This window comes from Neobacillus sp. OS1-32 (assembly GCF_030915425.1).
Taxonomy (GTDB): Bacteria; Bacillota; Bacilli; order Bacillales; family Cytobacillaceae; genus Neobacillus; species Neobacillus paridis.
Genome location: NZ_CP133263.1, coordinates 2,274,126 through 2,296,414, shown reverse-complemented (window position 1 = coordinate 2,296,414; position 22,289 = coordinate 2,274,126). Strand labels below are relative to the sequence as shown.

Genomic DNA, 22,289 nt, shown 5'->3' with positions numbered 1-22,289 from the left:
AGTATATTTACAATAGTTTATAATTGTTAACAAAAAGATTAAACGTATTTGATTTGTATATACAATCTGCAATTGTATTGGTATTTAAGGAGTGGACAACATGTTTGATGTAAACGAGCTATTAGAAGAAGCTATCAAAGAAACTGCAAAACTGAATGAAGGTGAAGTTTTTCTGGTTAAGGATCTGTTTAAGGGTTATGTGTGGAACAGAATACCAAGAAAGGATCGACTTTTACTTGGAACTTTATTTCTTAATCGGGTTAGTAAAATGAATGGTAATTTAAAGGCTATTGAAAAGACTTCTTCAAATCAGCAACGGTATAAAAAGGTTTGAAGTAATAGTACAAACTGTTATAAATGGTAGTAAAGAATTGTGGCTTCTGTAAGAGTTGGGGGTGGATGCTTTGCTTGATTTAAGGCAATTAGTAGTTGGTTTTTTCCTATACGTAAAGACTAATAACATTGAAATCTATAATGAGTTTAGCCTCCAGCATGAGCTGGGGATATTCCTACGTAAAAAACTTCAGGGCTATCGGATTCAATTTGAAAGGAATGTGTCATATTTCATACCAGACAACAAAACCATTAAGAAGGAAATAGATATAACCATATTTAATGAAGATAAGTCTGAGAAGTATGCCATTGAACTTAAGTGTCCATTAAATGGCCAATATCCAGAGCAGATGTATTCATTCGTGAAGGATATTAAGTTCACGGAAGAACTTAAAAGCAGAGGATTTACTAAAACAGCTACTGTTACCCTTGTTTCAGACAGACCTTTCTATGAAGGACGCAACAATAAAGGTATTTATAAATTTTTTAGAGAAGAACATGCTGTTTACGGTAGTATTTTTAAACCAACGGGTGTAGGAAAAAACGAAGATTGCATTACCTTATCAGGCAGATATGATTTTATCTGGCAGGACTTAAGCGAGGGTCGTAAATATTACATAATCGAGATTTGAAGATGAGGTGTTCAATTGAAAATACAAAAAGTAAGGATTGTATCCAATAATATTTGCTACGGCCCAGAACCACTTCCTGAAGATGAAGTGGAACAGCATTTGACTATATCTGCAAGTGGCAGGGTATGGTTTACAGCATATAAGTATGCTAATGGATTTGTCAAATATGAGATTTGTAGAAAACAACAGTTAGCAATTGGTGAACCTGTAGCAAAAGAAATATTGGCGCTTTTTTCGCAGTACATAAATAGTGACCAATTCGATTGCTATGCTACAGATATAGGAACTTGGGAAATGGCGATTACAGATACGGAAGGTAAAAAACATGCTTTCAAAGGCTCACTTTGTGGTGGAGTGACTGTTGGAGATATTGATTTAACTTATTATTTGCGCGAACAAATTCCCGTCAGTGGTTTGTTTATATTTGATGGATGTGAAGGATTTGCTAGAACCTCGATTTAGCTCTAATTATGGCGAGCGAAAGAAGGCAAACTTCATCTATAGCTTTGATTGGAACAATAGGCATTATATTATTAGGAATAATAGCTTCGAGATTTATCACTTATAAATTTTAATTTGAAACGGAGGGATTGCATGGTAAATAAAACAGATGCCATTGAGATAATAACATATGCTGAAGAAAATGGAATTAGCATTTGGATAGATGGTGGTTGGGGAGTAGATGCGCTATTAGAAGTGGAAACAAGAGCACACAATGATATTGATTTATTTGTGGAAGAAAGTAACAGTAAAAAGTTTGTTGAAATACTGAAAGAAAAAGGCTTTGCTGAAGTTACAGAAGCATATACAACCGCATCTCACACGGTTTGGAAGGATACTAAAGGTAGAGTAATTGATCTTCATATATTTAAATTTAACGAACAAGAATACATTGTTTTTGAGGGAGAAGTATATCCCCCAGACGTGTTTAGTGGGATTGGGAAAATAGGTGATAAAGTGGTAAGATGTATTGATGCTGAAAATCAAGTATTATTTCACTTGGGTTATGAGCATGATGAAAATGATGCGCATGATGTAAAACTATTGTGCGAGAGATTTGATATTCCTGTTCCGAATGAATACAAGTAACTAACAAATTCTAATTTACTCAAATTTTTGAAACTGTCTCATTGTATGGATTGATGATGTATATTATGCTTTGGTTAGGATGTGCTGAATATGACAAATGAAGATAAAAAAGATTTTAATGCAATGTTGAATGATAGTAAGGATATGCCCAAATTTCAAACTATTACAGATCCTAAAAGCATTGAAAAATATGGTGGAGATAAAATGTATTTTGCCCCACCTATTGAGTATGATAAGGTAATGAAATTAGTACCATATGGCAAAGTGACAACAGTGGGAAAAATCAGAGAATATTTTGCAAAATTAAGTAGTGCTGATTTTACCGATCCTATAACAGCAGGAATATTTATTTCTATCGTAGCATGGGCAAGTTACCAAAGAAGTGAGAATGAAACACCATATTGGAGAACATTAAAAGCAAATGGTGAATTGAATCCAAAGAATCCTGGTGGTGTGGAGGAACAGCGGAAAAAACTGGAACAAGAGGGACATACAGTTATTCAAAAGGGCAGGAAGAATATTAAATATTACGTTCAAAACTATGAAAATGTGCTTTTTGAATTACAGTGACAAATTCCAATTTGTCAATGAGATTATGGGCACAATCTGAAGTTAAGGCGCATCTTTCTTTTATACGAATATAGTGGATATGTTCCCGCCTACCCTTAGTGCAAAATATACCGTGGACATGTTTCCGCCTACCGACGGCTCGAAAGACATCAATCCTATCCTCTCGAGCCACGTGGAGTGTATGTTTCGTAACTCATTTTAAAAGAAGGCAACTAACCTTATGGGGAGTTGCCTTTTCATGTTTCTCGTAACAGATTAACAGAACCATATTTAATATGGATAGTGCAGTCATGATCACAAGTAATCTTTTCAACCAGTGAATGAAGTTTGTTGGAGATAAGTCATTTAGCTGATGCCAGGCATTTTCATCTGCTTTGTCGTTGCCTAGATTTTTAATCTTTTAACGTACTAAAAAAATCTTTTAATTTGAGAAATAATTTTTGTGAAAAAACTAGCGGAAAAAGAGTGCGGGTATTGTAGAGTTAAAATTATTGGCAGTAAAGAGATATTGGGATTTTTAAAACTTTGTTCCTAGAATAGTTTTATTCATCATACTTAATCCTCGGCTTTATTTTTTTGATGGATATAATTCTAAGTTGTCCATATCTACAATAAAATTGTAGGTCATTAAAATATCCAACCCTAGAAGTCCATTGTGATTTTTTGGAAGAACCCCCACATCAATTTCAATATTCTTTATATTAAATTTATCAATTTGAATTTCATCCATTACTTTTGTATAGAATGGAACTGAACCACCAATTCCATATGCTTCATAAATATCGTCACCGTTTTCATACGTTACCCCTATTTCTTCTAATATATCTGGGCTAATTACAGTGTGAGAGGAACCTGTATCTATAATCATATTATCGATTTGTAACGTTCTTCCTCGAAAAGTAACTATAAGTGATGTTGTAATAAGTTGTCCATCAAATGATATTTTCATTATATTCGTCTCACCCTCATCAACGGGTCTTTACGAATATGAACGATACATTCCTTGTTCGATGTATGGTAAACAATATTTCCAGGTTCTACTTTAAAAAACTCTTTATTTACATTTTCTTCTGGAATGGACCTAATGGGTGCGACTTCATCAATAATTTTTTTATCCTCTTCCTCATGATAATTAAGAATCGATACTAATACAAACTGATTTGGGAATAATTCTCTAACTTCCTGCCACTTCATATATCATTCTCTCCTTTTTCTCTTATTATAAGCTATAGCTAATTTCATATCACTTTTTTTATGCATTTTATTCATTAATAGAGGGATAGGTAATTCAAAGTTTATACATATTTATTAAATCAGCTATCTACGCATTGGTAGCAAGTGGTTTCATTTAAAAATTGATGTTATAGAAAACCCTAAAAAAAGGAGAAAAATATAATTCATAATATGAAATAGGAATGTATGTTTGTTATAATGTGTGTAATAGAACTTTTTTAATTATAAATAATTGAGGTGAATGGGAAATGTGGATTCCAACAACATTGGCTGAGTCATCATTAGCCAAGGACGAAACCAAAAATGAAATTCCGCCTAAGGCAAAGAACAGGGCAAAAGCTGCTACATTCAACTGGATAAATCGCTCTGTATGAAAAGAACTGGTGTCATCTATAAAAATACGAATTCCAACAATACCACAAACGGTTGTAATAGCCGTTATCAAGAATAATCCTGTTATAAAAACACTTGCTTGTGTAAATGCAACCTTTCCTCTTGTCGTTGGAGTAGACAATAAATAGGCCATCGATCCATGTATCTAATCCATCTATTTTGATAAATCCTCCATCAGCTTTCATAAACCCTATGATGTGGCGAATAGTCGTAGATTTTCCAGCACCATTAGGTTCCAAAAAGCCAAAGACTTCCCCCTTTTTATTGAAAAAGTAACATCAAAAATCCCTTTACCATTTTTAAATTTCTTTGTTAAATGTTGAACCTCGAGCATTTTTCTACCTCCAAATTATGAAATATTACAATCGCTTTAATGGAAGTTGAGAGATTCAGTTTTACTTACGAAGTACAAAAAAGCAGGTTCGACACTTGAACCTGCCTACATATTCGTTGCATTATTTTGGATATCAACTTTGTCAGTAGTCGCAATGAATCTTAATCTTAAAATGTAAATGCATATTCCAAAGCATATCCATAGCAGTCCTGTTAAAAAACCAGACTTTCCAACGGGTATAAGTAAGCCCAAACAGATAAGTAAAGCCGAAATAGGGATGACTGGATAAAATGGAACGTAAAATTGTGTTTCTGGATCTTTTATTGTGTTTCGTTTTCTTGAGATGAAAAAGGCAATCATCGTAAAAATGAAAGTTAAAAGGTATAAAAATCCTGTAGCTGTTACAGCAATATTTATCGAACTTATCAGTGTAAATGCAATTTGAATGCCGACTCCAAGTGTAATCGCCCAAATAGGTGTTTGAAAACGTGGATGAATATAGGCTGTCTTCTTCGGTAATAAGCCATTTCTCCCCATCGCAAATGCAGTTCTCGAAATTGTAATGATAAAGGCATTGCATGTCGCTGGTAACGCCAAAACAATGACCAAACTAATAAAGATTGGACCAACGTTTCCGAAAAATTGTTGACTGGCTAAAGCAACAGGGACATCCGAAGCTCCGAATTCTTGCCAAGGTATAACCCCAATGGAGACAAATAAAAGCCCTAAATAAAGAAATAAAACAACCATTATGGAAGTAATAATGGCTAAAGGTATCGTCTTTTTTGGATTTCGTATTTCCTCTCCTGAAGCAACAATGGCATCCCAACCGACAATCGAGAGAAATCCCACCAATGTAGCTTCTAATATTCCAGAAAACCCATTAGGGGAAAAAGGTTGATACTAAGAGAAGTCAACATGCTTAATCCCTATAATGAAAAATCCTATAAGTACAGCAATCACTGTACAGACGATCCCGACTTGGAGCTTTCCACTGAATTTAATTCCAACAATATTTAACATCCCTAAACCAATGAGTAAAAGGACTGCACTTAACTTTGGGGGAGCACCAGTAAGAGCATTTAAATAATGACCAAAACCTTGTGAGACGAAACTACTGGCGGCCAACCAAGCTCCCCAATATGCCCAACCAACAATCGTTCCAATAAAACCTCCCATTGTTTCTCGTGCATATTCATATGAACCACCAGCCCTTGGATATCGTGATGCTAATTCTCCATAACATAGCCCTAATAATATGGCGAGTAAGGAAGCTAAAATAAAAGAAACCATAACTGCAGGTCCTGCTTTGCCTGTTGCGACCCCACTAAGAACAAATATCCCAGCTCCGACCATTGCTCCAATTCCAAGAGAAGTCGCTTCTTTCCAACCTAATGTCCTTTGTAACTGCATTCGATTGCCTCCATGATCGTTATGTACCTCCTATAATCTGTTCAATAGTTTTAAAATTTTCCTGCTCCTTTACGGTATCATGATAAAATGGTTAGAATAAGAGCCAATTTAGAGTAATTTTTAGAGTACCAATTTTAAGGGAGGAGAAAGAGAAGCTGTGGATTCCGATTGACCGCACACTGGATATTCCTTTGAAGAGACAGGTTTATGAATACATACGAAAGCTAATTTTACATGGAGAGTTAAAAGCAGGAGAAAGGCTACCAGCCACTCGTGAATGTGCTTCCCAATTAGGAATTTCACGTAATGTTGTGATTGAAGCGTTGGAGCAATTATTGGCAGAAGGATATATCATTGGACAGCAGGATTCAGGTACTTTTGTAGATAAAGGAGCATTTTTGGAGCAAATACAGGAGGAACAAACGACAATCCTGGAAATTTATGATTAGGTACTTTGTTCCTTTTGCTCCATAAAACTTAATATAGGGAATTGAGGGGGTGTAAGATATTCGAAAAAAACCAGCCATATTACGGTTGATTTCAGGGGACTTTCCATTTGTCTATGGATTATTTCTAGTTTCCTCAATCCCTATTCTAATACAACCGATATTGAACCCATATTAACTACTTTAATTATGCTATGTCTTCGGACTGCCCCTTATCCTATTTCTCCGGTGGCGTTGGGGTAAGAGCATGAACTAATTTTTGGTAAACAGGTAATGTTGGTGCTATAATGACTTTTCCCGTCCCTCTAAATGTTTGAAGTAATCCTTCTCCTGAAGCAACAGAACCGAAAATGCTTTTTGATGACTTTTCAACGGTAAAGTCAATGTTGCCAACTCGGAAAAGTGTGAAGTTCCCATCAACTTGAACCGTTTCATTTTGAATTTCAAATTCCACAAGCTCGTCTTCCGGAACCGGTATTTCAAATACGCAAAATCCGCTTCCGGAAACTTTCGTTTGGAATAGCCCTTCCCCTCCGACAATGGCGGAAGAGATATTTTTCATTGCCTGAACGGAAACGGAAACACTGGATTCACAAGCATAAAATAGACCTTTATCTGCAATGATTTCTTCGTTGTCAAGTTCCACAATCATGTAGTGTTTGAAACTGGGTTCCAGATAAATAATTCCGCTGCCTTGGTATTGCGGTTTGATCATGGATTCATTTGCTAAAACGTTGGAGGCTAGTCCTTTGAAAAACCCTTTGGCGCCAGATCCACCTAAGCTTTTTAATGTAATATTCCCTTTCATCAACTGAAGAGCACCGGCTTCCGCTGTTAAGGAGCTATTCTTTAGTGTAATCCTAACTTGTCTTAATTTTATATTTGACTTTTGAGCATAATATAATTTTTCAGCAACGGTAAAATTATCATTCCCGCCTAGATTTTGATATTCTAAAATTTCAATTTTCATGTTTTGGTTTTCAACAAAAGAAATAACTTGATATGCATCTGACATTACAAATTCCCCTTTCCATTTTTTTATTATATCAAACTGACAGGCATTGCATATTCAGAGCAGGAAAATTTATTTAAAATGCAGAAATTAAAGTCATAGGTCATATTACCATATTCAGCTTATACACGATAAAAATGGTTATTGCAAATTTCAAATACTGAGAAAAACGTTACTTTTATGAGGAAGTTTAAATTTCTCTTTATTTAAACTTTTTTATCAAGGCCACCATGTGAAGTGCGCTAGAAAAATCTGTGTCTATCTTCTTGGCATAGTATCGAAAGGCAACTAACCCTTTGGGTGTTGCCTTTTTACGTTCTGTAAGGTATTCTTCTGTACTATTGAATTTTGGAAACCATTCCCCCTATATCCTATGAAAAAAATTTAATATGATAGTTTTGTGAGGTATAGATAGAGATAATAACATTCCTCATTCGAAAAAAGCACAGCTATCGAAAGATAGTCTCGCAAAACCACAGACCTAAAGCAAATAAGCTATGGTGGCTGGGTTACTGAAGAATATAGGGGGAAGTTTAGTTTGAAAAAGATCAAGAAGGCCATTGTAACGACAGCATTATCCGTATCAATTTTAACACCCTTAACAATGTTACCAGCAAATGCCGCTACAATAACATATACTGTTAAGTCAGGAGACATCCTATCAGCAATTGCCAAAAAGTATAAGGTATCTCTAGCAAGTTTAAAATCTGCAAATAAGATTGTAAACGCTAACAAGATAAAAGTTGGTCGAGTGTTGAGAATTCCATCAACATCATCAAAAACTCGTACAAAAACATCGAAAATAGTGAAACCTACTAAAACGGTAAAGAAGCCTAAAACGAATCCAAAGCCAGTGGTTAAAACCGCAAAACCTGCACCTAAACCAGTAAAACCGCCCGTTGTAGAACAGCCTCATGTAGATACATATACAGTTATGGCGGGTGACAACCTATCTTTAATCGCTAAAGCAAATGGATTGACAGTAGAAAATATTAAAAGATACAACAATCTAACCTCTGACACGATTTATGTTGGGCAAGTTCTACGTTTAACCGCATCCGAAGGTTATGTAGAACAACCAGTATCGCAGCCTGCACCTCAATTACAAGCTGTAGACTATATTACTAAATACAACCTTACTACACAAGAAAAAGTAAACTTCATAAATCAAGTAGCACCAGATGCAATACAAGCTTGGAAGGATTACAAGATTTTACCTTCATTAACAATTGCACAAGCTATTCTTGAGTCGTGCTATGGATTCTCTTGGTTGTCAGTAAATGCTAACAACTACTTTGGTATCAAGGCTGATTATTATTGGACTGGTGATTATGTCATCCTGCCTACTCTAGAATATGATGTCAAAGGGGTTCCATTCACTGCAAATGAAAAATTTAGAAAGTATCGTAGCTTACATGATTCCACAGTTGACCATACCAAGTTCTTACTAAAGCCAAGATATGCCAACATTATTGGTGTAACAGATTACAGGGAAGCAACTGTAAACATTCAGCAAGACGGTTATGCTACTGATCCCAACTATGCCAATCTATTACAATCTATAATTAAGACTCACAACTTGACTCAGTACGATGTACAAGCAGGTGCCATTGCTGCATCAAATTAAGGACTTGTCTTTGGAAAGGTTCCTTATTTAAAGAAAGGCAATTATCCCAGCGGTCGTTGCCTTCTTACGTTTTATTTTCCTAACCACATTTCATGAAGAGAAATAGAAAAATGGCGAGTAAGGAGGCTAAAATAAATGAGACCATAACTGCAGGTTCTGCTTTGCCTGTGCAACTCCACTAAGCACAAATATCCCTGCCCCGACCATTGCACCAATCCCAAGAGAAGTTGCTTCTTTCCAACCTAATGTTCTTTGTAACTGCATTCGATTGCCTCCATGATTGTTATGTACCTCCTATAATCTGTTTTGAATTATCATGCATTTTTACGGTATCATGATAAAATGGTTAGAATAAGAGCTAATTTAGAGTAATTTTTAGAGTACCAATTTTGAGGGAGGAGAAAGGGATGCTGTGGATTCCGATTGACCGCACACTGGATATTCCTTTGAAGAGACAGGTTTATGAATACATACGAAAACTAATTTTACATGGAGAGCTAAGAGCAGGAGAAAAGCTACCAGCTACTCGTGAGTGTGCTTCCCACTTGGGAATCTCACGTAATGTTGTGATTGAGGCATTTGAGCAATTATTGGCGGAAGGATATATTGTTGGTCATCAGGGTTCAGGTACTTTTGTAGCTGAAGGAGCATTTTTGGAGCAAATGCAGGAGGAACAAACGACAACCTTGGAAATTTCAGAAGAGTGTATCCAGGAAAAAGACGTGATTGATTTTCGTTCAGGGATACCTGCCTTAGACATGTTTCCAAAAAAGGATTGGGGAAGGTTGGCAAAAGAAGTATGTTTAGAAGCTCCAGATTATACCTTTGGATATGACCATCCTGAAGGGCGTTTGGAATTAAGAAAGATTCTTTCACAATATCTAAGAAAAACAAGAGGGGTAAAATGCCATGCTGACCAAATCGTCATTACAACGGGAGCAACTCAAGCCTTTTCTTTGATAACGAAACTACTGCTTTCCCAAGGTGATAAGGTTTTCATCGAAGACCCGATTACAAATGAAATTCAAACTATTTTCACATCGACTGGTGCTTCTTTAATACCGATTCCTGTTGATGAGCAAGGAATGCGAACAGATTTACTTTCAGATAGTGAAAAACCGAGGTTTATTTTTGTAACTCCATCTCATCAGTTTCCATTAGGCAGTATTTTGCCCATTCAACGCAGAATTCAACTCATTCAATATGCCAGAGCAAACGAGTGTTATATTGTTGAGGACGATTACGACAGTGAATTTCGCTATAATGGCGAACCTATCAGCTCCCTTCAAGGATTGGATTCTGAAAGAGTCATTTATGTTGGGACATTTAGCAAAAATCTTTCTCCAGCCTTGCGAATGGGTTATCTGGTGCTTCCTCAAGCTCTTATTGAGCGGTGTAAAAGCCTTAAATGGTTTCATGACCTCCACACTCCTTCACTCAATCAAATGATCCTTGCTCGTTTCATTGAAGAAGGACTCCTGGAACGTCATATTCGTAAAATGAGAAAAGTTTACATGAAAAGGCGAAAAGCATTGAGGGAAGTTTTTTTGCAGGAGTTTGGAAAAACTGCGAAGATTTTAGGTGATTCTACCGGCCTACATCTTATTGCAGAATTTAAAGGAGTTGAGTTTACAGAGGATATAATAAAAAGACTTTTTCAAAACCATGTCAAGGTATATCCTGTAGAACACCATGCCATTCGTAAAGGCAGACATGTAAATAAAGTGATACTTGGTTATGGAAACTTAAGGACGGAAGAAATTAAAGAAGGGGTTTGTAAACTACGAACAGTATTGGAAAATTGAAATGGAATTTGTATAAATCTTCAAAGTCAAATTCCAACTATCAAACGAAAGAGGCAAAACCCAAGACAGATGTCCGCTCGGAAAATCGAACAGTGTGGATGACTCAAAAGAGCTTTTTCAAAAAGATGTCAATCCAATAAATGAACATATCAAAAACATTTCGAAGAGGGTGAATTGGAAGAGACGACAACTATTCGGAAAAACCGAATAGTTCAAACCGAGGAAAACGTGCATTGTCTTTTGATAACCTCGAAAAGTGCGCTAGGCTACCGTGTCCCAGGGTTCAGGATATTAAAATCCTGTGTCTCTTACAAACCCTTTGTTAGTTTTAGTATTTAAAGAAAGTCCGTAACAAATTGTTCTTCTGAAATTACTTGAAATCCATTTCTTTTTAGTAAGGATGAAGTAACTCCATTTCCTACAATTTTCTTACCTATAAATTCACCATTATAAATCATTGTACTCCCACAGGATGGACTATTATCTTTTAGAACAACTAATGTTGCATTAATATTTGTAGCCATTTCTAAAGTAGCATAAGCTCCTTTTATATAAAGTTCGGTCACATCTTTTCCCGATTTCTCTACAACCTTAGCCTTTCCATCCAGTACATCTTCTCCGTCTCCTCCGATTATTTCAGCAGGTTCCCTTGGGGTTGAAAATCCTCCGAGCAATTCAGGGCAGACAGTAACTGCTTTATTTTCTCCGATTAATTTCGCTAATCTATTATCTAAACTATGCGTACCGTTATATCTTACCTTTAATCCCGCCAAACAAGAACTGAGTAAAATCATAACTCCCTCCGAAAATAGATCAAATGTTTAAATCTGACTGTACTAAACCGTAGTTGAAAAGCATTATACCTTGAATTTAGACAGTCGTAAACTATCTTTCTAATCATTCCTTTTTTCGATTAAATCAGCAAGTTTTATTAAACCTTGTTCAAGCTGTTCTGCTGTTGCATATGAAAAGGAGAGGCGAAGGTGAGTAGAATCATTTTGATCATAGATATTTCCCGGATTAATCAAAATCCCTTCTTTCAACCCCTTCTTAAATAATTTATTCATAGATACATCCATGTTTAATTTGAGCCAAATATAAAAACCACCTTTTGGAATATTCCATGTTGCAATCTCTGAGAAATATTTTTCGAGAATTTGAAGAGTTAAATCCCTACGGATTTTCAACTCTTTTCTTATATGATGAAGATGTTCTTCATACAAGCCACTTGCAAGCCATTCTGCAACAGCATATTGCGATAATGTGCTTGATCCATAATCAGTTTGCATCTTAATATCAGATAAACGATCTATTGCTGGTTCTGGGCCGACAAGCCAGCCAATTCGTAAACCAGGACCCAAAGTTTTGGACATGCTCCCCATATATAAAACAAGTCCTTGCTGGTCTGTGGCTTTTAGCGGTTTTGGTTCAGGTTGCTCAAACCATAAATCTCCATAAACATCATCTTCAATAATTGGAAGTCTTTCCTTACTGCAAACATCCAGAAGTTGTTTTCTTCTAGTCTTCGATATTGAAACGCCTGTTGGGTTGTGAAAAGAAGGAATGGTATAGAGCAATGCCCCATTATGTTGTCGTTTTAATTGCCCTAATAAATCTATTTTCATTCCCTCATTTTCCATCGGAATCCCAAATAAGTTCATCCCCGCGGACTGAAATAGATTAATAGATGTTAGATAAGATGGTGTTTCATGAAAAATAGTGGAACCTTTATGTAATAGCCCTAGAGAAATTAACTGTAATGCCTGAAGGCCGCCAGAAACAATTAATATGGATGCAGGTGTAACCGCAATTCCTTTTGTTTTTAAAAAGTTACAAATCTGTTCTCTTAAATAAAGATCTCCTTTCGGTTCCGTATAGCTAAGAGAAAGTGGGTGTTTTTTGTTTTGAAGAAAGACTTTTTTCATCTTTTCAGACGGTAAAAGTTCGGGTGCGAGTTCACCTGTTCCAAGACGAATAATATCCGGTCTAGATTCGGCATTATTAATATCCTGTATGATTGATTGGTTGGGTTGATATGTACCTGATTTTACATAATTTCTCCAATCGGGTGGTGGGGTAGAGGAAATGATGCTCCAGGTATTATTCATGACAACTGTACCTCTGCCAACTTTTGCTTGAATTAACCCATCTGCAACTAATTCGTCAAGAACTGTAACAATTGTACTTCGATTTACATTAAACTGCAGAGCTAATGTTCTTTGTGGAGGTATTTTTGTGCCTATTGTCCATTCCCCATTCATGATTTTCCGTTTCATATATGCGTAAATTTGTTGATGTAAGGGGAGTTGAGAAGAACGGTTTGGCACCCATTCAAGATTAGACATATCTTAATGCACTCCTGTTTTTCTTTTATTATAACAATTGGTTGGTTTAAAGCCCACCCAATTGGTTGGAGACTTCACCGTATTCTTCCTATAAAATATTTTCAAAAAAGGAGGAAACATAATGATTGAGGCATTTATCCATGGAACAGCATTAGCTTTCGGCTTAATTCTGCCACTTGGGGTTCAAAATGTTTTTATTTTTAATCAAGGAGCTACACAAAAAAGATTCTTACGCGCAACACCTGCTATTATTACAGCGTCTATTTGTGATACAATTTTAATCCTTTTAGCGGTCACAGGTGTTTCAATCATTGTTTTTCGTTTTGAATGGCTGACCAATTTAATCTTTATTATTGGATTTTGCTTTCTAATCTATATGGGCTGGTCTATTTTTAGAAGTGATTCTGAAAATAAAGGGAAACAGCAAAAGAATGTGCAATTAACTGCAAAACGGCAGATTATATTTGCGACATCAGCTTCCTTTCTTAATCCCCATGCAATCATTGATACTATTGGAGTGATTGGCTTTAATTCATTGAGCTACAAAGGAAATGAGTTAGTTATCTTTGCATTATCCTGTATTAGTGTTTCATGGATATGGTTTTTTGGTTTGGCGATTGCGGGAAGAATTTTTGGAAAAGTTGATACAACTGGTAAATTGATCAAACGATTTAATCAAGTATCAGCGTTTATTATATGGGGAATAGCAGTTTATATCGGAATTAAGGTTATAGGTGATTAGAATAACATTCAAGTAAAAATGGAAATTCTTATTGGAGAAAAGAATTTCTTGCGGCGGCTGCGGGCAATGCCAGCAAATTGGATTTCATCCCCTCAAGATTAGTACAGGGTTAAATAGATGTGTTCAGCTGTGATATAATATAAATTTTATAGAATTGACAGTGCCTGTCATGTTTCGAAATTTGTCGAAATCTTCTCGACGAGTTTCGAGCAACGACAGGCACTTTTTCTTTTGATCAGCGGTGATTCCACCGACTTTGATATCATTCATCTCTGATTTGTAAATTAAAATGGGTTGCTTAATATTAGCTGCCTGCTGCAATAAAGAGTGCGATCAGAAAGAAGATATTTGCTGTAATCAACCTCAGTATATATACCACCTCAGGGATATAACCAAAATATATCCGGCGGATATATTCAAATATACCCAATGGTTAGTGTTGAATTTGGAAAACTGATGATACTTTTAATCCAGGACCAACCATAACCCATCTTACGCTTGAAAAAGTTGTTGGCCGCTGCTTTAGAAAGGAGGAATAACAGTATGCAAAAGAATCGTTCTTTTAACTCCTCTTAATCTATCTAATGGATCAAATCGGTAAACCTGACTTACCACATTCAAATGAGGTGATTAAGATGAGCGAAGCCTTTCAAATTAATGACAACCAGGATCATCAACATGATATGGATGACAACCAGAACTATACCAATCATATTGAGACGCAAGATCGGGAACTGGGAACGAAACCTATTAAAAGTTTATATGCAAAGTATAGTATTGCGACTTTAATAGGGATGTTGGCACAAGCCGTAATGGTTATTTTTGAAGGGGTAATTATCGGAAATGGGTTGGGAACTCTTGGACTTGCGACGATCAGCGTGATTATGCCTTTGGAAATGTTAAACCTGGCGTTAGGGGGATTTTTCGGAATTGGGGTTGCTAGTGTTGCCGCCATGAAGCTTGGGAAAAACGATACGGAGGGCGCAAAGGCAGTCTTTGCCCAGTGTTTCTGGTTCTGTGTCATTTCTGTAACAATACTGGCCGCCTTAGTGTTTTTCAACGCCGAAAGAATTGCTTACCTTTTAGGTGCGACTCCGGATATTACGGCTAGTGTCGTTACTTTCATTAAAATATTTATTTGTGGCTATCCGTTTTTAGTTACCGGCCAGTTGTTAGTCACCTTGACATTTTATTAATGGAATAACCAGTCCAAAGATAGCCAAGTGCCCAATGCTGTGAGAGGAACCGACTCAGGGTTACCCATCAAGAAGTCACACCTTTTTTCATTTTTAGAAAGGGGCGCATTAAATAACTTGCTACTTTTAATGGATTAATGGTTTTTGTCTGAAACAATTTTTCACCCCAGTATCCATGAAGTGATCGTATTATGCGATCTAATCCTTCATTGGATATTTGCTCCATAGCTCTTCTTAGTACGAGAGAATCTTCATAGCTTTGGCGAAGCGGCGCCATTAATTCCTCGTAATTTCCCATCCCACACAAATCATAGGCTGCATAAACACCGCTTAATATCGAAGTATACTGGCCAAAGCCCATAAACGGCATCATCGTTCCGAAGCAATTGCCTATGTAAAAGGTATTTCCTATTCGTGGTTTCAAACAGATTCCAATAGGATAATGAGTAATTTGAAACTGATCAGTGATGGGCAGTTCCTGCTTTAGCTGAGAGCGAACCTTTTGGTAAAATAGCTTCCAGAGATCCCTGATATTGAGATCTGCGTTTTTCGGTAAGTCTGGAATGGCAAGGGAAATGCATGCTTCTTTTTCTGAATAGGGAATTAGGAAGCAATACCCGTATGGAGACAGGTCGTAATCGACCCAGGCCATAACTGTATATCGGTCAAACGAGCCTTCAACGGTGGCACCTTGTATAGATACGGAAAAATCTTCTCTAAAGTTTCTGGTCTCCTTTGCATAGGCTCCATCTCCAGTTGCTATGACCACATGAGTATATTCACTAAGTAATTGCTCATATGTTTTCTGGGAGTTGAAATGAATTGTTGATTTCGTTTGCCGTTCTAACTGTGATTCAAAAGAATCCCGTTCTCTGCCGCGGACATTTGTGAACCCAAGATGTCCCTCGATTATCGCCTGTTCATTTTTAGAGAAAAGTTCCATTCTTTGAATGTTTGATGTCGGTTGGAGATATATTCCATACTCATCTGACAAGGAGGCAATGCAATCATGAACGGGCCGGGAAAAGATATCCAGCAAGACCTCGCCGTTGACAAATCTGTCCCCTACTTTGCTTCTTTTCTCAAATATTGTTGGGGTAATTCCGTTTTTTTTAAGGGTTATTGCACACGCTAAACCGGAGAGTCCAGCCCCCATAATCGCAATTTCCATATCAAATCATCTCCGAAATACTTCTTATAGTAGAAGGATTCCCTTGCGAGAAATAATAAATGTATCCATGTTTTTCAAAATAATTGGTTTCTTTATCTATTTTCATGCGAACAGTGTAGAGGAGAAATATACCCGGAATATTATAAAGGTGTACATGGCATAGAGTACAAATATCGGAAATCCTCTAATCAAAAAAGGCCGGGTGGTTTTTGTAAGATGTTCCCTTTTGAATTACGAAACTTAAAAAAAACATTGTCATTAGCAAATAAGAAAACAGGGTCATTTCACCTATAGAATGGCTCATGCTTTTTTCAGTTAAGCATTAAAAACAGAAACAAATTAAGAGCATTATTCAGATGCTAATAGTTTTGCTAGTAGTTTATCAAATTTGTTTGGACTGATTATTTCGTGTGTAATGAATTCTCCGTTATAAAACAAACCAAAAGTTGTCCAAATTGTTGGTGAATTTTGTGCTTCTTCTTTAGTAGTTATTCTAAAAGATTTAAAAGGGACACCCTTGTTTTCTGCTATTTTTCTTAGTTCTTCCAATATACCAACAGCAAATGGACACTGAACAGTGTAATAAATAGTTATGCCTTCATCATAAGAAAAAGTTTTTACCTGTTTTTTAAAAGATGGTGCAATTGCTTGTTTATTCCATGACAATGCCACTAATTCAAAATACGGTTCTGCTTGGTCTACTAACTCAAACCCCATATGTTCAAAGAAACGTTTATCACTTAAATATGGATAATTTTTCTTGCCTACAATATGTACAATCCCATCCATACCACGATTGATTGCATCCTCTTTACAATAATTTAACAATTGCTTGGCATACCCATTATTTTTGTATCTTCCTGAAACCCACAAACAGTTAATATACATATAATTCGATGCTTGAATAGGAATCCATGCCATTTCGGCAGGTAAGTATTCAACAAATACTTTTGCACGTTCATCCAAGCGATAAAAAACTAATCCTTCATCCATTCGTTCTGAAAGCCATTGCTTCTTCTCGCTTACTGCATTTTCATATTGTTTTGCCCCCAATGCACAGCATATGTGTTCGGTTTCTATATTACTGTTTGTAATTTGAACAAATCCCATTTCTTCCACCTCCATATTTGATATTTTAGCATCCCAATTCACACCTATTTTACCAAAAAGGGAAGCTTATTCCTCATTTAAAAATTAGGTTGCTATTTAAGTGGTTATTTTAGGTGCTAAATTGCTAAAAACATTGATAAATCAATAAAAAATAAGGTGCGAAAACGTTACGATTTCGTACCTTATTTGTATTGCTAATTTAATTTTTGTAATTTAAAAGAGAAGGTCTTAAGAATTTTCTGTCGGCTTTTATGTTAATATATGATGGGGAGAATGATAGAATAATATAAATCAAATCTTGTGAACTACCCACCGGATTACATTCAGCAAAATGTATGTTATACAGCGTTGATTTTAATGAAATTGAATATCTTTAATAAAACATGGGAGCTTTAGTGATCAAGGGAGTTCTATTCAATATGAGATATTTGACCTTGAATTTCATGCTAAAAGATTAAAGATATTATTTCAGTGAGAGACTAAAAGCAGGAGTGGTAAAATGCTTAACTATCGTAAAGCTACTATTAATGATATTGATGTAATGGTTGATTTAAGAAAAAAGCAGCTGATTGATGAAGGGATCGAACCCAATATCGATATTGATACGGATCTACATAGTTTCTTTATAAATAAATTAAATGATCAGTCTTTGCATCAATGGCTTGTGGAAGATCAGGAAGAGGTTATTGCTTGCGGGGCGGTTATTTTTTATCAATTTCCACCTTCCTATTCGAATAAAAGCGGGAAAAAGGCTTATATAACGAATATGTATACGAAAAAAAGCTACCGGGGTCAAGGTATTGCAACCAGTTTGTTATCTAAATTAGTAGAAGAAGCAAAAAATGCCGGGATTACAAAAATATGGCTTGGTGCTTCAAAAATGGGCAGACCTGTTTATAAGAAGTTTGGCTTTAAAGAAACGGATGAATGGCTAGAGTTAGATGTTTAAGGTGATCTGTGGTCGTTTTAATAAGCATCTATGCGTTAAACTGTTACCATCTATTTAAAGGATTATTCCTACGAGATATTCTACTTATATGGTACCTGACCCCCGATGAAATGGTACATGTCATACAGTGGGAACAGCTTCTGATAACCTAGAGGTGTTAGGGGAAAATACCGAACATTTGGAAAACGAATATGTTATGTTCCATTCCCTAATGCCGAAACTATGGTAAGAGTAATACAACAGGTAAATATACCAAAAAGTTGGGGGAAATAGTAATGAATAATTTTATTCCTGGATTAATCGCTCTTTTACCGTTAATTCTATTTGCATTTGTCTTAAGATGGATTCGCCTAATCAAAATAAACAGCGAAATTCAAGTTGATCAAAATAAAAAGATTATATCCTTATTGGAGGAACTGAAAAATAACAAAGGCAGCGCCGGGTAGTTCACGGACAGTGGGTGCAGCCGTTTCATATGGAGGCTTAATTTAAAAAAACATATTTGAGATGAAATGTATAGGTGCCTTAACCTCCGATGTGGGAAAACTTTAATGCACTGGGGGCCAGGCACCTCTTTTCAGATAGAAAAATTACAGATATCCGGCCTGAAATTGCAGAATAATAGAAAAATTGCAGATATAATTGAAAGACTGCCGATATCTGACCTCTAAAATGCAGAAGTCCAGCCAGCGTCTGCTACTAATACTGTACCATTGACAAAGCTGGATTCATCGGAAGCTAAAAAGAGGGCCACTTGGGCAATTTCTTCCGATTCTCCTACTCTTGGCATAACAGATTGCACAGCCTGTAGACGGCTCGCGCCGAATTTTTATCGATGAAGTAATCCGTATTGATTTCCATAATAGTGAAATCTCCTTAGCCCAATATCTTGACGGATTTCAAGAACAATACTTTCGTGAAGGGTAGGATAAACCAATTCATCATCCTTCAACTTCAATTATTCTTTTGTTGCTGTTTTTTTGTTGTTACAATATACCTATACCCGTAATTGTATTTTGTGATATAATGCGCATATAAGCAACTAGGAGGGAAAACATATGGGAAAAAAGATCATCATTGTTGGCGGAGTTGCAGGAGGAGCTACTACTGCGGCCCGACTGAGAAGATTGGATGAACATGCTGAAATTATCCTCTTTGAAAGAGGCGAATATATTTCATTTGCAAACTGCGGTTTGCCTTATTATATCGGTGGGACTATATCTGAACGTGATCAGCTTTTGGTTCAAACGGTGGAAGAAATGTCTGAAAAGTTTCATTTAGATATCCGAAATCTAACTGAAGTGACAAAAATTAATCGCGAGAAAAAGACGATTGAAGCAAAAAATTTAAGGACGGGTCAGATTTATGAGGAAGCATACGATAAACTGGTGTTATCGCCTGGAGCTAGTCCTATTAAACCGCCCATCCCGGGGATTGAAGCGGCAGAATCCCTATTTACATTAAGAAATATTCCTGATACCGATAAAATTAAATCATTCGTTGATTCCAAGAAACCAAAGAAAGCAACAGTCATCGGCGGGGGCTTTATTGGCATTGAAATGGCCGAAAATCTTTGCGATTTAGGAATTCAGGTAACCATTGTTGAAATGTCCAACCAGATCATGGCACCGATTGACTATGAAATGGCTGCGATTTTACACTCACATCTTCGTGAAAAAGGAGTAAAGCTAATCCTGGAGGACGGGGTAGCAGCGTTTAAAGAAAACGGAAAGATTGTAAGATTAAAGAGCGGCAAGCAAATTGAAACCGATATGATTATTTTAGCCATCGGGGTCAAACCAGAAAATCAATTAGCTCTTAGTGCCGGTCTTAAGGTTGGGGCATGGGGAGGCATACAAGTAAACGAATATTTGCAAACGGAAGATCCCGATATTTATGCGATTGGCGATGCGATTGAGGTAAAAGATTATATCAACGGCCAGCCAACGCAAATCCCGCTTGCCTGGCCAGCTAATCGTCAGGGGAGAATCGTTGCCGACCATATAAATGGAATCCAGGCTAAATATAACGGAACATTAGGAACGTCGATTGCAAAAGTTTTTGATATGACTGTAGCAGCAACCGGTAATAATGAAAAAACATTAAAACGGCTTGGAATGCCATATGAGGTCATTCACGTCCATCCTGGCTCACATGCGGGTTATTACCCAGGCTCTTTTCCGCTTTCCCTGAAATTAATTTTCGAAAAGGAAACCGGGAAAATTTATGGGGCTCAGGCTGTTTCCTATGATGGTGCTGATAAACGCATTGACGTGATTGCGACAGCCATCAAAGGCGGATTGACGATCTTTGACTTGCCGGACTTGGAATTAGCCTATGCACCTCCTTATTCTTCGGCTAAAGATCCGGTGAATCTGGCTGGCTACACGGCAACGAATGTGGCGGCGGGCTTAGTCGAAACGGTTCAATGGTACGAGATCAATGAAATTATCAACAATGGCGGATTATTAATCGATGTTCGCGAACCGATGGAAAGAGAAGTGGGTTATATTGAAGGGTCCGTCAATATTCCACTTGGACAATTGCGGAACCATCTGGCTGAATTGCCAAAAGATCAAACGATTTACTTAACCTGTCAGGTAGGTCTGAGAGGTTATCTAGGAGCGCGAGTTTTAATGCAACATGGGTTTAAGGTGAAAAATTTGGATGGTGGAATAAAAACATATTCCTATGTTTACGAATCCAATACAGATGACAACTCTGGGTTTTCTATAAGCGATTCAGGGGTAATCGAAGCAAAACAATCCGTTCCTAAACAGACCATTTTGGTTGATGCCTGCGGATTACAATGTCCCGGCCCAATCATGAAAGTCTATCAAACCATGGATAAAATGAATTCAGGCGACATTTTGGAAGTTCATGCAACTGATCCGGGATTTACCAAGGATATTAAAGCATGGGCTAATAAAACGGGAAATACCTTAATAAAAACTAGTTTTGAAGATAGGAAATTTAAGGCCTTGATTCAAAAAGGAATCCAAAATGAAGCTGCTGCATCAAAAGAAACTTCTGCCTTACCGGAGAAAGACGGAGCTACGCTTGTGGTATTTAGCGGGGACCTGGATAAAACGATCGCTTCGTTTATTATTGCCTCAGGTGCTGCGGCGATGGGTAAAAAAGTAACGATGTTTTTCACGTTCTGGGGGCTCAATGTATTGCGGAGAACAGATGCACCACCAGTCGAAAAAGATTTTATGGAAAAAATGTTTGGCATGATGATGCCTAAAGGTGTTGAAAAATTGCCGCTGTCCAAGATGAATATGGGTGGAATGGGGGCAAAAATGATCAACCATGTAATGGAAAAGAAAAATGTCGATAATCTACAAACTTTAATGAAAAATGCCCTTGATGCTGGAGTAAAACTAGTAGCGTGCTCCATGTCGATGGATATCATGGGAATTAAAAAAGAAGAATTAATTGATGGTGTCGAGATTGGCGGAGTGGCCACTTTCCTTGGTGACGCTGAACAATCCGGCCTTAACCTGTTTATCTAGACTGAGCGTTGGAACATGGTACGCAGAGAAAAAACGTCCAAAAGAATTGTATGGTAGTCCTAGTTTAAAGGGGTGAATTGAAATGAAAGAAAATAAAAAAGTTCAAAATACTTGTCAGACAACCGGTTCTTGAGGAATTAGCCGCCCCAAAATGCCTGGGAAAGAAGAGGAACCAGCTAAACAGCTGATTCCCATATGACCGGGGACATTTGTGTGGCTCCTGGCAGGAGTCATTTACCTAATTTATAAACTTTTTAGTTGATTTAGTAAGAAGGAGAGTAAACCGTTAACAGTTTGCTCTCTTTTTTACATTGTTAAATATTGCATTTGTACTAAAGAGCTACTATTGTTAAGGGGAATCATGGTTGTTTCGG

21 protein-coding genes, 4 pseudogenes and 1 riboswitch are annotated in these 22,289 nt (G+C 36.8%); of the genes and pseudogenes, 13 read left to right on the top strand and 12 right to left on the bottom strand.

Going from position 1 to position 22,289, the window contains the following annotated elements:
* The first annotated feature begins 100 nt into the window (after positions 1-100).
* The 5 genes from RCG24_RS11570 (at position 101) to RCG24_RS11550 (ending at position 2,624) form a co-directional block, all read left to right on the top strand.
* On the top strand, positions 101-334 hold the full coding sequence (locus RCG24_RS11570; protein WP_308077015.1) for a single-stranded DNA-binding protein: 234 nt from the start codon (positions 101-103) through the stop codon (positions 332-334).
* A 61-nt stretch (positions 335-395) separates the two neighbouring features.
* Positions 396-965 carry a hypothetical protein gene (locus RCG24_RS11565; RefSeq protein ID WP_308079160.1) on the top strand — a complete coding sequence of 190 codons (570 nt, stop codon included), beginning with the start codon at positions 396-398 and terminating at the stop codon, positions 963-965.
* Between the two features lie 15 nt (positions 966-980).
* Positions 981-1,427, top strand: a complete 447-nt coding sequence (locus tag RCG24_RS11560; protein WP_308077014.1) for a hypothetical protein — start codon at positions 981-983, stop codon at positions 1,425-1,427.
* A gap of 132 nt (positions 1,428-1,559) precedes the next feature.
* Positions 1,560-2,054, top strand: coding sequence for a nucleotidyltransferase domain-containing protein (locus tag RCG24_RS11555; RefSeq protein WP_308077013.1), 495 nt, complete (start codon positions 1,560-1,562; stop codon positions 2,052-2,054).
* A gap of 90 nt (positions 2,055-2,144) precedes the next feature.
* Positions 2,145-2,624, top strand: coding sequence for an MGMT family protein (locus tag RCG24_RS11550; protein ID WP_308077012.1), 480 nt, complete (start codon positions 2,145-2,147; stop codon positions 2,622-2,624).
* Positions 2,625-3,192: 568 nt separating this feature from the next.
* On the opposite strand, the gene RCG24_RS11545 is transcribed toward RCG24_RS11550, so the two are convergent.
* From RCG24_RS11545 to RCG24_RS11525, 5 genes and pseudogenes are all read right to left on the bottom strand, one after another.
* Positions 3,193-3,573, bottom strand: coding sequence for an aspartyl protease family protein (locus tag RCG24_RS11545; protein WP_308077011.1), 381 nt, complete (start codon positions 3,571-3,573; stop codon positions 3,193-3,195).
* On the bottom strand, positions 3,573-3,818 hold the full coding sequence (locus RCG24_RS11540) for a hypothetical protein (protein ID WP_308077010.1): 246 nt from the start codon (positions 3,816-3,818) through the stop codon (positions 3,573-3,575). The genes RCG24_RS11545 and RCG24_RS11540 overlap by 1 nt, the downstream gene beginning before the upstream one ends.
* Positions 3,819-4,050: 232 nt before the next feature.
* Positions 4,051-4,383, bottom strand: coding sequence for a hypothetical protein (locus tag RCG24_RS11535; protein WP_308079237.1), 333 nt, complete (start codon positions 4,381-4,383; stop codon positions 4,051-4,053).
* 4 nt (positions 4,384-4,387) lie between these two features.
* Positions 4,388-4,584: pseudogene (locus RCG24_RS11530) on the bottom strand (ATP-binding cassette domain-containing protein); the annotation flags it as partial.
* Positions 4,585-4,689: 105 nt separating this feature from the next.
* Positions 4,690-5,997, bottom strand: a pseudogene (locus RCG24_RS11525) (APC family permease).
* Positions 5,998-6,152: 155 nt separating this feature from the next.
* Here RCG24_RS11525 and RCG24_RS11520 point away from each other — a divergent pair.
* Positions 6,153-6,404 (top strand): annotated as a pseudogene (locus tag RCG24_RS11520) (GntR family transcriptional regulator); the annotation flags it as partial.
* Positions 6,405-6,660: 256 nt separating this feature from the next.
* On the opposite strand, the gene RCG24_RS11515 reads toward RCG24_RS11520, so the two are convergent.
* Positions 6,661-7,458, bottom strand: a complete 798-nt coding sequence (locus RCG24_RS11515) for an AIM24 family protein (protein ID WP_308077009.1) — start codon at positions 7,456-7,458, stop codon at positions 6,661-6,663.
* A 429-nt stretch (positions 7,459-7,887) separates the two neighbouring features.
* A riboswitch (cyclic di-GMP riboswitch) is annotated at positions 7,888-7,972 on the top strand.
* A gap of 21 nt (positions 7,973-7,993) precedes the next feature.
* On the opposite strand from RCG24_RS11515, the gene RCG24_RS11510 reads away from it, so the two are divergent.
* Complete coding sequence (locus RCG24_RS11510) at positions 7,994-9,082, top strand: glucosaminidase domain-containing protein (protein WP_308077008.1); 1,089 nt, start codon at positions 7,994-7,996, stop codon at positions 9,080-9,082.
* Positions 9,083-9,208: 126 nt separating this feature from the next.
* On the opposite strand, the gene RCG24_RS11505 is transcribed toward RCG24_RS11510, so the two are convergent.
* Entirely contained in the window at positions 9,209-9,346 is a 138-nt protein-coding gene (locus RCG24_RS11505) for a hypothetical protein (protein WP_308077007.1), read from the bottom strand.
* A 143-nt stretch (positions 9,347-9,489) separates the two neighbouring features.
* On the opposite strand from RCG24_RS11505, the gene RCG24_RS11500 reads away from it, so the two are divergent.
* Positions 9,490-10,887, top strand: coding sequence for a MocR-like pyridoxine biosynthesis transcription factor PdxR (locus tag RCG24_RS11500; RefSeq protein WP_308077006.1), 1,398 nt, complete (start codon positions 9,490-9,492; stop codon positions 10,885-10,887).
* Between the two features lie 335 nt (positions 10,888-11,222).
* Here the strand turns inward: RCG24_RS11500 and RCG24_RS11495 are convergent, their stop codons facing one another.
* Together RCG24_RS11495 and RCG24_RS11490 are read right to left on the bottom strand one after the other, a co-directional pair.
* Positions 11,223-11,681 carry a 2-thiouracil desulfurase family protein gene (locus RCG24_RS11495; protein WP_308077005.1) on the bottom strand — a complete coding sequence of 153 codons (459 nt, stop codon included), beginning with the start codon at positions 11,679-11,681 and terminating at the stop codon, positions 11,223-11,225.
* Positions 11,682-11,780: 99 nt separating this feature from the next.
* Positions 11,781-13,232 carry a MocR-like pyridoxine biosynthesis transcription factor PdxR gene (locus RCG24_RS11490; RefSeq protein WP_308077004.1) on the bottom strand — a complete coding sequence of 484 codons (1,452 nt, stop codon included), beginning with the start codon at positions 13,230-13,232 and terminating at the stop codon, positions 11,781-11,783.
* Between the two features lie 121 nt (positions 13,233-13,353).
* Here RCG24_RS11490 and RCG24_RS11485 point away from each other — a divergent pair, with 121 nt between their 5' ends.
* Together RCG24_RS11485 and RCG24_RS11480 are read left to right on the top strand one after the other, a co-directional pair.
* Positions 13,354-13,974 (top strand): LysE/ArgO family amino acid transporter, encoded by a 621-nt coding sequence (locus RCG24_RS11485; protein WP_308077003.1) that lies wholly within the window; start codon positions 13,354-13,356, stop codon positions 13,972-13,974.
* A gap of 635 nt (positions 13,975-14,609) precedes the next feature.
* Positions 14,610-15,170 carry an MATE family efflux transporter gene (locus tag RCG24_RS11480; RefSeq protein WP_308077002.1) on the top strand — a complete coding sequence of 187 codons (561 nt, stop codon included), beginning with the start codon at positions 14,610-14,612 and terminating at the stop codon, positions 15,168-15,170.
* 67 nt (positions 15,171-15,237) lie between these two features.
* Here RCG24_RS11480 and RCG24_RS11475 read toward each other — a convergent pair whose 3' ends face one another.
* Both RCG24_RS11475 and RCG24_RS11470 read right to left on the bottom strand, forming a co-directional pair.
* Entirely contained in the window at positions 15,238-16,341 is a 1,104-nt protein-coding gene (locus RCG24_RS11475) for an NAD(P)/FAD-dependent oxidoreductase (protein ID WP_308077001.1), read from the bottom strand.
* Positions 16,342-16,689: 348 nt separating this feature from the next.
* A complete protein-coding gene (locus tag RCG24_RS11470; RefSeq protein ID WP_308077000.1) occupies positions 16,690-17,451 on the bottom strand; it encodes a GNAT family N-acetyltransferase in 762 nt (253 codons plus the stop codon).
* 499 nt (positions 17,452-17,950) lie between these two features.
* Here RCG24_RS11470 and RCG24_RS11465 point away from each other — a divergent pair, with 499 nt between their 5' ends.
* Both RCG24_RS11465 and RCG24_RS11460 read left to right on the top strand, forming a co-directional pair.
* Positions 17,951-18,400: a GNAT family N-acetyltransferase gene (locus RCG24_RS11465; protein ID WP_202654974.1), complete on the top strand. Its 450-nt coding sequence runs from the start codon at positions 17,951-17,953 to the stop codon at positions 18,398-18,400.
* Between the two features lie 275 nt (positions 18,401-18,675).
* Positions 18,676-18,846 carry a hypothetical protein gene (locus RCG24_RS11460; RefSeq protein ID WP_202654975.1) on the top strand — a complete coding sequence of 57 codons (171 nt, stop codon included), beginning with the start codon at positions 18,676-18,678 and terminating at the stop codon, positions 18,844-18,846.
* Positions 18,847-19,067: 221 nt separating this feature from the next.
* Here RCG24_RS11460 and RCG24_RS11455 read toward each other — a convergent pair.
* Positions 19,068-19,229: pseudogene (locus tag RCG24_RS11455) on the bottom strand (SDR family oxidoreductase); the annotation flags it as partial.
* Positions 19,230-19,458: 229 nt separating this feature from the next.
* Here RCG24_RS11455 and RCG24_RS11450 point away from each other — a divergent pair.
* Positions 19,459-21,915 carry a CoA-disulfide reductase gene (locus tag RCG24_RS11450; RefSeq protein WP_202654977.1) on the top strand — a complete coding sequence of 819 codons (2,457 nt, stop codon included), beginning with the start codon at positions 19,459-19,461 and terminating at the stop codon, positions 21,913-21,915.
* Positions 21,916-22,289 lie beyond the last annotated feature (374 nt).

What these genes read in the sequence shown, in the direction of transcription:
- RCG24_RS11485 (WP_308077003.1), top strand. Translation starts at nt 13,354, where the DNA reads ATGATTGAGGCATTTATCCATGGAACAGCATTAGCTTTCGGCTTAATT.
- RCG24_RS11505 (WP_308077007.1), bottom strand. Translation starts at nt 9,346, where the DNA reads ATGCAGTTACAAAGAACATTAGGTTGGAAAGAAGCAACTTCTCTTGGG.
- RCG24_RS11555 (WP_308077013.1), top strand. Translation starts at nt 1,560, where the DNA reads ATGGTAAATAAAACAGATGCCATTGAGATAATAACATATGCTGAAGAA.
- RCG24_RS11450 (WP_202654977.1), top strand. Translation starts at nt 19,459, where the DNA reads ATGGGAAAAAAGATCATCATTGTTGGCGGAGTTGCAGGAGGAGCTACT.
- RCG24_RS11500 (WP_308077006.1), top strand. Translation starts at nt 9,490, where the DNA reads ATGCTGTGGATTCCGATTGACCGCACACTGGATATTCCTTTGAAGAGA.
- RCG24_RS11475 (WP_308077001.1), bottom strand. Translation starts at nt 16,341, where the DNA reads ATGGAAATTGCGATTATGGGGGCTGGACTCTCCGGTTTAGCGTGTGCA.
- RCG24_RS11470 (WP_308077000.1), bottom strand. Translation starts at nt 17,451, where the DNA reads ATGGGATTTGTTCAAATTACAAACAGTAATATAGAAACCGAACACATA.
- RCG24_RS11570 (WP_308077015.1), top strand. Translation starts at nt 101, where the DNA reads ATGTTTGATGTAAACGAGCTATTAGAAGAAGCTATCAAAGAAACTGCA.
- RCG24_RS11495 (WP_308077005.1), bottom strand. Translation starts at nt 11,681, where the DNA reads ATGATTTTACTCAGTTCTTGTTTGGCGGGATTAAAGGTAAGATATAAC.
- RCG24_RS11460 (WP_202654975.1), top strand. Translation starts at nt 18,676, where the DNA reads ATGAATAATTTTATTCCTGGATTAATCGCTCTTTTACCGTTAATTCTA.
- RCG24_RS11465 (WP_202654974.1), top strand. Translation starts at nt 17,951, where the DNA reads ATGCTTAACTATCGTAAAGCTACTATTAATGATATTGATGTAATGGTT.
- RCG24_RS11545 (WP_308077011.1), bottom strand. Translation starts at nt 3,573, where the DNA reads ATGAAAATATCATTTGATGGACAACTTATTACAACATCACTTATAGTT.
- RCG24_RS11550 (WP_308077012.1), top strand. Translation starts at nt 2,145, where the DNA reads ATGACAAATGAAGATAAAAAAGATTTTAATGCAATGTTGAATGATAGT.
- RCG24_RS11490 (WP_308077004.1), bottom strand. Translation starts at nt 13,232, where the DNA reads ATGTCTAATCTTGAATGGGTGCCAAACCGTTCTTCTCAACTCCCCTTA.
- RCG24_RS11515 (WP_308077009.1), bottom strand. Translation starts at nt 7,458, where the DNA reads ATGTCAGATGCATATCAAGTTATTTCTTTTGTTGAAAACCAAAACATG.
- RCG24_RS11535 (WP_308079237.1), bottom strand. Translation starts at nt 4,383, where the DNA reads ATGGCCTATTTATTGTCTACTCCAACGACAAGAGGAAAGGTTGCATTT.
- RCG24_RS11480 (WP_308077002.1), top strand. Translation starts at nt 14,610, where the DNA reads ATGAGCGAAGCCTTTCAAATTAATGACAACCAGGATCATCAACATGAT.
- RCG24_RS11540 (WP_308077010.1), bottom strand. Translation starts at nt 3,818, where the DNA reads ATGAAGTGGCAGGAAGTTAGAGAATTATTCCCAAATCAGTTTGTATTA.